Here is a 6,808-nt window from a genome sequence, read left to right as displayed (position 1 = left end):
AGCCGGGTGAGTGTGCAGGGGTACGGTTCGTGCCTAGCCTTACGGCTAGTCGTCCGCCAGGGAGGTGCCTGCTTTGACCGAGGTCCACGCGAGATCCTCCGCGGGCGAGCTGTCCGCGCAGCCGTGGCGGGACGTCCCCCGTGCGGAGGCCCGCTGGATGCGGCCGCACGTCCCGGCGCTGGCCGACGCCATGGTGGAGGGGGTGCTCCGGCACGTGCCCGAGTACGCCCGGCCGGACGACCCGGTCTACCTCGGCGTGATGCGGGTGGCGGCGGAGCGGGGCATGGGGCACTTCGTCCAACTGATCGCCGACCCGGACGCCTCCCCCGAGGAGGTGCACCAGGTCTTCTTCGACATCGGGTACGGGGAGGCGGTCGAGGGCCGCTCGCTCGAACACCTGCAGAACGCGCTGCGGATCGCGTCCCGGACGGCCTGGCGCTACCTGGCGCGGGAGGCCGACCGGCTGCAGAAGCCGCGGAACCTCGCGATCTCGCTGGCGGAGGTGAACTTCGCGTACCTGGACCTGCTGGCGTCCGCCGCCGCGCAGGGCTACGCGCGGGCGCGGGAGAAGGCGGCGGGCGAGCGGGAGCAGCGCCGCGGCCGGCTGCTGAGCCTGCTGCTGTCCGACCCGCCCGCGCCCCGCGACGTCGTCGCCGAGCAGGCGGCCCTGGCGGGGTGGCCGCTGCCCGGGCGGCTGGCGGTGCTCGTGCTGGCCCCGCGGCCCGGCGGCGAGGGGCCCGCGGGGCTGCCGCCGGCGCTGCTGAGCGGGCAGGACCGGGGCCGCCCGTGCCTGGTCGTCCCCGACCCCGACCGGCCCGGCGGCGCCGACCGGCTGACGGCCACCCTCGCCGGCTGGACAGGCGCGGCCGGGCCGCCGGTGCCGGTGGACCGGGCCGGCGTGTCGCTGCACTGGGCGCACCGGACGCTCGACCTGATGACCGAGGGCCGGCTCGGCCGGCGCCCGGGGCCGGCGAAGGGCCGGGCGCGGGCCGGGGTCCTCGTCCACGCGGACCGGCACCTGCCGGACCTGCTGCTGCAGGAGTGCCGGACGCTCGCCGAGGCGGCGGCGGGGCGCCGGCTCGCCCCGCTCACCGAAGTCGGCCCGCACCGCGGCGTCCGGCTGGCGCTCACCCTGCTGGAGCTGCTCAGGCACGGCTTCAACGCGACCGACGCCGCGGAGGCGCTGCGCGTGCACCCGCAGACCGTCCGGTACCGGCTCGCGCAGCTCCAGGAGATCTTCGACTACGACATCGAGGACCCCGCGCTGCGGCTGGAGCTGATGCTGCTCCTGCCCGTCTGGCTGCGGGACGCCGGGCACGAGCCGCCGCCCTGACCCGGCCGGCCCGCCGGTCACGCCTCCTTCGCGGCGGCCTCCGTGACCGGCAGCGTCCCGCCGAGGTAGGCGAGGCGGCACGCGGACCGGGCGATCTTGCCGCTGCTGGTGCGGAGCAGCCCGCCCGGCTCGATCAGCACGAAGTCGTGGACGCGCAGGTCGTGCTGCTGCCGGACGGCCGTCCGCACCGCCCGCGCGACCTCGTCCGGGTCGAGCAGCGCGATCGGCACCCGCCGGTTCCGTTCGGCGATCACGACCAGGCCCTCGGTCTCGCCGCCGTCGACGGACACGGCGCAGGTGTACTCGCGGCGGATCGCCTTGTGCGCGCCCGAGACGGTGAACTCGATGTCCTGCGGGTAGTGGTTGCGGCCGTCGACGATGACCAGGTCCTTGATCCGGCCGGTGACGAACAGCTCGCCGCCGTGCAGGACGCCGAGGTCGCCGGTGCGCAGCCACGGCCCGTCCGGCAGCTCCCCGGGATCGGCTTCATGCTGAGGGGACGCCCCCCCAGACCCCCCGGAACCACCAGTGAGCGTCGCCTCGAACGTCTCCTTGGTCGCCTCAGGGCGGCCCCAGTAGCCCGCGGCGACGTTCGGGCCGTGCACCCAGATCTCGCCGACCTCGCCTTCGGCGAGCCTGCGCCCGGTCTCGGGGTCGGCGATGGCGACGTGCTGGCCGAAGGACGTCCCGCAGGCGATGAGCTGGATCGCGCCCGGCGCGTCGGCGGCGCACGGCTCGGCCGTCCCGCGGCGCAGCCGCTCGTGGTCGAACGCCTGCCGCGTCGGCTCCCGGAACCGCGACGACGCCGACACGTAGACGGTCGCCTCCGCCAGGCCGTACGCGCACACCTGCGCCTCGGGCCGCAGCCCGCAGTCCTTGAACGCCTCGTAGAACCCGCTGAGCGTGCTCTCCCTGATGGGTTCGGCGCCGTTCATGAACACCTGCACGCCGCTGAGGTCGAGGCTCTTCTTCTCCTCCTCGGTGACCTGCGCGGTGAGGTACTCGTAGGCGAAGTTCGGGCCGCCGGTGAACGCGTGGCGCTGCCCGCTGAGCAGTTCCAGCCAGCGGACGGGACGCATGATGAACGCGACCGGATCCATGATCACGCCCGGGTTCCCGTAGACGAGCGGCAGCGCGACGGTGGTGACCAGGCCCATGTCGTGGAACACCGGCAGCCAGTTCACGCCGGTCGACTCGCGCGGGATGCCCTCGAACGCGCGCCAGAGCTGCTCGGCGTTCGCGGCGAAGTTGCCGTGCGTGATGATCACACCGGCGGGGGTCCTGGTGGAACCGGAGGTGTACTGGAGGTAGGCGACGTCGTCCGGGGCGATCGGCTCGGGCGTCCAGTCGAGCGCGCCGTCCACCCGGTCCGCGACGATCACCTCGGCCGGCGCGGGGACGCCGTCCCCGGCCAGGAACGCCTCCACGGCCGGCAGCGACGCGCTCGTGGTGATCACCACGTCGGGTTCGGCGTCCCGGTAGACGGCGAGCAGCCGGTCGCCGTGCCCCGGCAGGTCCGGGGAGAACAGCGGGACGCCGATGACCCGCGCGTACATCGCGCCGAGGAACCCGGTGACGTAGTGGAGGTCCTGCGGGGCGAGCAGCGCGGCGCGCCGCCCCGGCCCGGTGGCGCGGCGGATCGCGGCGGCGATCGAGCGGGCGCGCCGGTCCAGCTCGCCCCAGGTGACGTCGAGGGCGACGCCGTCCGGGTCGGTCATGTAGTCCATGAACGTGTAGGCGCGGTCGTCGGGGAAGTCCTTGGCGAACCGGGCGAGCCGCTCGATGAGGGGCGTGCGGTCGAGGCCGGGAAGGACGGAACGGTCGGTCATGCGGCTTCTCCCTGGGACGTGACGCGGCGGGCGGCGAGGCGCTCGTGGTCGGGCCAGCGCACGTCCCAGACCCAGCCGAGCCGCTCGAACATCCAGATGACCCGGGCGCTGATGTCGATCTGCCCCTTGAGGACGCCGTGCCTGGCGCACGTGGGGTCGGCGTGGTGCAGGTTGTGCCAGGACTCGCCGAACGACGGGATCGCCAGCCACCACACGTTCCGGGCCTTGTCGCGGGTCTTGAAGTCCTCCTTGCCGAACACGTGGCAGATCGAGTTGATGGAGAACGTGACGTGCTCGCCGACGAACACGCGCATCAGGCCGCCCCAGAACAGCGCGGTGAGGGCGCCGTGCCACGAGAGGGTGAGCAGCGCCCCGAGGCCCATCGGCACGAGGAACGTCGACAGCACGATCACCGCGTACACCGGGTCGAGCGACAGGAACCGGATGTCCCTGTCCCTGAGCAGGTCGGGCGCGTACTTGCTGCGGGACGTGCGGTCCTTGCTGAACAGCCACCCCACGTGCGCGTGGTAGAGCCCCTTGGTGAGCCCCCACACGCCGGGCCCGTACGCCCAGGGCGAGTGGGGGTCGCCCTCCTGGTCGGAGTACTTGTGGTGGCGGCGGTGGTCGGCGACCCACCGGACGACCGACCCCTGCATGGCCTGCCCGCCGAGGATGGCGAGCGCGATCCGCAGCCACCGCTTGGCCTTGAAGCCGCCGTGGGTGAAGTGCCGGTGGTAGCCGACCGTGATCCCGATCGCGTTGAGCGGGTACAGGAAGGCGAAGATGGCGACGTCCGTCCAGCCGATCCCCCAGCCCCACAGGAAGGGGACGGCGCCCAGCACCCCGAGGATCGGCGCGGCGACGAACACCACGACCGCGATGCGCTCGGGCAGCGGCACGGTTCCGGATATGTCGGGCTGCGGGGCCCCGCTGCCGACGTCGGCGACACTCGCTGTCATGGATGGCTCCTTGCGCTCGGTAAGGGGATCAGCAGTCGCCCTCGGCGGGCTTGCCGGCGAACCGGTCGCGGAGGAAGGCCGTGACGTCCCCGGCGGCGGCCCAGTCGGTCGTCAGGTGCTCGGTCGGGTAGGTGTTCTTCCAGGTGGTCGTGATGCCGGCGGCGCAGTACCGCTGCCGTGTGGCGTCCTCGGTCTCGTGCGGGATGATCTCCTCGAACCAGCCGCGGTACTGGAACACCGGGAAGCCGATCTCGTACCGGGCGCCGGACCCGGGGGCGCCGATGCCGGTGCCGAGCCGCTGCCGGTCGACGATCTCGCCCCACGTCACGCCGCCGGGGCCGCGGAGCGCGTAGATCTGCTCCAGCGTCAGCCGGTCGGTCGAGAAGTCCTCGACCCGTGCGCCGAGGAACACCGCGAGCGTCCCGAACAGGCAGTGCGACCGCACGTCCTGGACCGCCCGCGCGCCCCGCTCGTTCATCAGCTCGGTGAACGGCATCTCGGGGTGGGCCGCGTGCAGCCCGACGAGCGCGTCGGCGAGGAAGCCCGCGAACAGGCTGCCGTTCAGCTGCTTCGCGGTGACCTTCAGGTCGCCGGGGACACCGCCCGCCGCCGCGCCGGCGACGTTCAGCTCGGGCGCGTAGGACGCGGCGAGCTGCGCGCCCCACAGCGCCGCGGCACCGCCCTCGGAGTAGCCGGAGATGCCGACGTCGCCGTCCGCGGTGAGCGTCCCGCCCGGGATCCGGCGGGACGTCCGGACGATGTCGAGCAGCGCGTGCCCGGCGTTCGCGCCCACCATGTAGGTGTGGACCTGCCCGTCGAGGTAGCCGACCCCGTCCGTGGCGGCGACGGCGAACCCCTCGCGCAGGAACAGGGTGAGGTTCCCGCCCTCGTACATGTCGACGTACTCGCCGGCGAGCTGCTTGGAGAATGCGCAGCGTTCGGCGGAGCCGAGCGTGCCCGGGTTGAAGGCGACGGTCGGGCGGGAGCCGTCCCCCGTCCAGGGGGCGGCGGGGATCGCGACCGTCCCGGTCACCACGTTGCGGGCGCCCTTGACGTCGGTGGAGACGTACCGGACCTTCCACGCCTGCATGGGGACGTCGCCGGGGACGTTCGTCAGCTTCGCCGGGCGGCACGCGAGCAGGTCGCCCGGCTCGCCCTGCACGGTGGCGGGCGGCGGCGCGTAGATGTCGGCGTCGGTGGCGTCGCAGGCCGCCGGCGCGGCCGTGTCGAACGGCGCGGCGCCCGGCGCGGCGACGGCCTGCGGCACGGCGGCGGGGACGGCCAGGGCCACGCCCAGCACGGTGGTGGTGAGGATGCTCCGGACACGCATCGTCGCTCGCATCGTCGCTCCAGGGGGTCTGAAACCGGACGGTGACGACTGTGGCCCAGGGGCCGCGACGGGCGGAATGAAGTCGGCTCACATGCTCGGCGCCCGCGCTTAGCAACCGACTCAACAACCGGGTGGTCCGGACGATCTCCTAACGTCATCGGTATGAGCGAGTCTTCGCGGCACGGGGAGGCGGCCGGCGGGGCACGGCCGCGCCTGGTCGGACGGCGGCTGGCGCTGGTGTTCGCGGCGACCTTCCTCAGCCTGACCGGCGTGTTCCTGCTGCTGTCGGTCGTCCCGATGTACGCCGTGGACGGCGGGGCGGGCCAGGCGGGGGCGGGCGTCGCGACCGGCTCGCTGATGCTGACGACGGTGCTCACCGAGCTCGCCCTCCCCCGCCTGCTCGCCCGGTTCGGCTACGTGCCGGTGTTCGCGGCCGGGCTGCTGCTGCTCGCCCTGCCCGCGCTCGCGCTGACCGCCTCGTCCGGCATGGCGATGATCATCGCGGTGAGCCTGGTGCGCGGGGTCGGCTTCGGGATCGCGGTGGTGGTGCCGAACGCGCTGGTCGCCGCGCTCGCCCCGGCGGACCGGCGCGGCGAGGCGCTCGGCCTGTTCGGGCTCACCGCCGGGCTGCCGACGCTGCTCGCGCTGCCGCTCGGGGTGTGGCTCGCCGGGGAGGTCGGGTATCCGCCGGTGTTCATCGCGGCGGCGGTGGCCCCGCTGGCGGCCCTCGCCGCGCTGCCCGGCCTGCGGCACCGCGCGCACGTGGCGAGCACGCGGGGGTCGCTCGGCATGGCCGCGGCGCTGCGGTCGCCCGACCTGCTGCGTCCCGCGGCCGCGTTCGCCTCGACCGCGACGGCGGCGGGCGTGCTGATCACGTTCCTGCCGGAGGCGGTCCCGGCCGCGGGGGTCGCGGCGGCGGCGCTGTTCGTCCAGCCGGCCGCGACGACGTTCGCCCGCTGGCAGGCGGGACGCGCCGGGGACCGGCACGGCGCCGCCCGGCTGCTCGCGCCCGCGGTGGCCCTGTCGGCGGCGGGGGTCGCGCTGCTGGTGCTCGTGCCGGACACGGTCGCCGTGTTCGCCGCGATGGTGCTGTTCGGCGCCGGGTTCGGGGTCACGCAGAACGCGAGCCTGGCGATGATGTACGAGCGGGCGCCGGTGTCCGGCTACGGGACGGTCAGCGCGCTGTGGAACATCGGCTACGACGGCGGCATGGGCGTCGGCGGCGTCGCGTTCGGCCTCGCCGTGGCGCACACCGGCTACCCGGCGGCGTTCGCCGCCACCGCCGCACTGATCTTCCTGTGCGTCCCGCTGGCCCTCCGCCGCCGCGCCCCCGGCCCCCGCGCGGGCTAGCCGCGGG

The 6,808-nt window shown here is 74.4% G+C and carries 5 protein-coding genes; 2 read left to right on the top strand and 3 right to left on the bottom strand.

Translation table 11 applies throughout. From position 1 onward, the window contains the following. The first annotated feature begins 73 nt into the window (after positions 1-73). Positions 74-1,333 (top strand): helix-turn-helix domain-containing protein, encoded by a 1,260-nt coding sequence (locus E1200_RS29555; protein WP_243708930.1) that lies wholly within the window; start codon positions 74-76, stop codon positions 1,331-1,333. Between the two features lie 17 nt (positions 1,334-1,350). On the opposite strand, the gene E1200_RS29550 is transcribed toward E1200_RS29555, so the two are convergent. The 3 genes from E1200_RS29550 to E1200_RS29540 are packed head-to-tail and all read right to left on the bottom strand — an operon-like array spanning position 1,351 to position 5,463. After that, the gene (locus E1200_RS29550; protein WP_131955367.1) at positions 1,351-3,162 is read right to left on the bottom strand and encodes a fatty acyl-AMP ligase; all 1,812 of its coding nucleotides are present in this window, start codon (positions 3,160-3,162) and stop codon (positions 1,351-1,353) included. Further along, positions 3,159-4,121 (bottom strand): acyl-CoA desaturase, encoded by a 963-nt coding sequence (locus E1200_RS29545; RefSeq protein WP_131955366.1) that lies wholly within the window; start codon positions 4,119-4,121, stop codon positions 3,159-3,161. Before E1200_RS29545 ends, E1200_RS29550 begins: the two co-directional genes overlap by 4 nt. A 28-nt stretch (positions 4,122-4,149) precedes the next feature. Beyond that, positions 4,150-5,463 (bottom strand): lipase family protein, encoded by a 1,314-nt coding sequence (locus tag E1200_RS29540; RefSeq protein WP_243708929.1) that lies wholly within the window; start codon positions 5,461-5,463, stop codon positions 4,150-4,152. A 150-nt stretch (positions 5,464-5,613) separates the two neighbouring features. Here E1200_RS29540 and E1200_RS29535 point away from each other — a divergent pair, with 150 nt between their 5' ends. Continuing rightward, positions 5,614-6,801, top strand: a complete 1,188-nt coding sequence (locus E1200_RS29535; protein ID WP_131955365.1) for an MFS transporter — start codon at positions 5,614-5,616, stop codon at positions 6,799-6,801. Positions 6,802-6,808 lie beyond the last annotated feature (7 nt).

This window comes from Actinomadura sp. GC306, from assembly GCF_004348665.1.
Classification (GTDB): domain Bacteria; phylum Actinomycetota; class Actinomycetes; order Streptosporangiales; family Streptosporangiaceae; genus Spirillospora.
The sequence above is the reverse complement of the archived record's forward strand: the minus strand, read 5'-3'. Positions and strand labels throughout refer to the sequence as shown.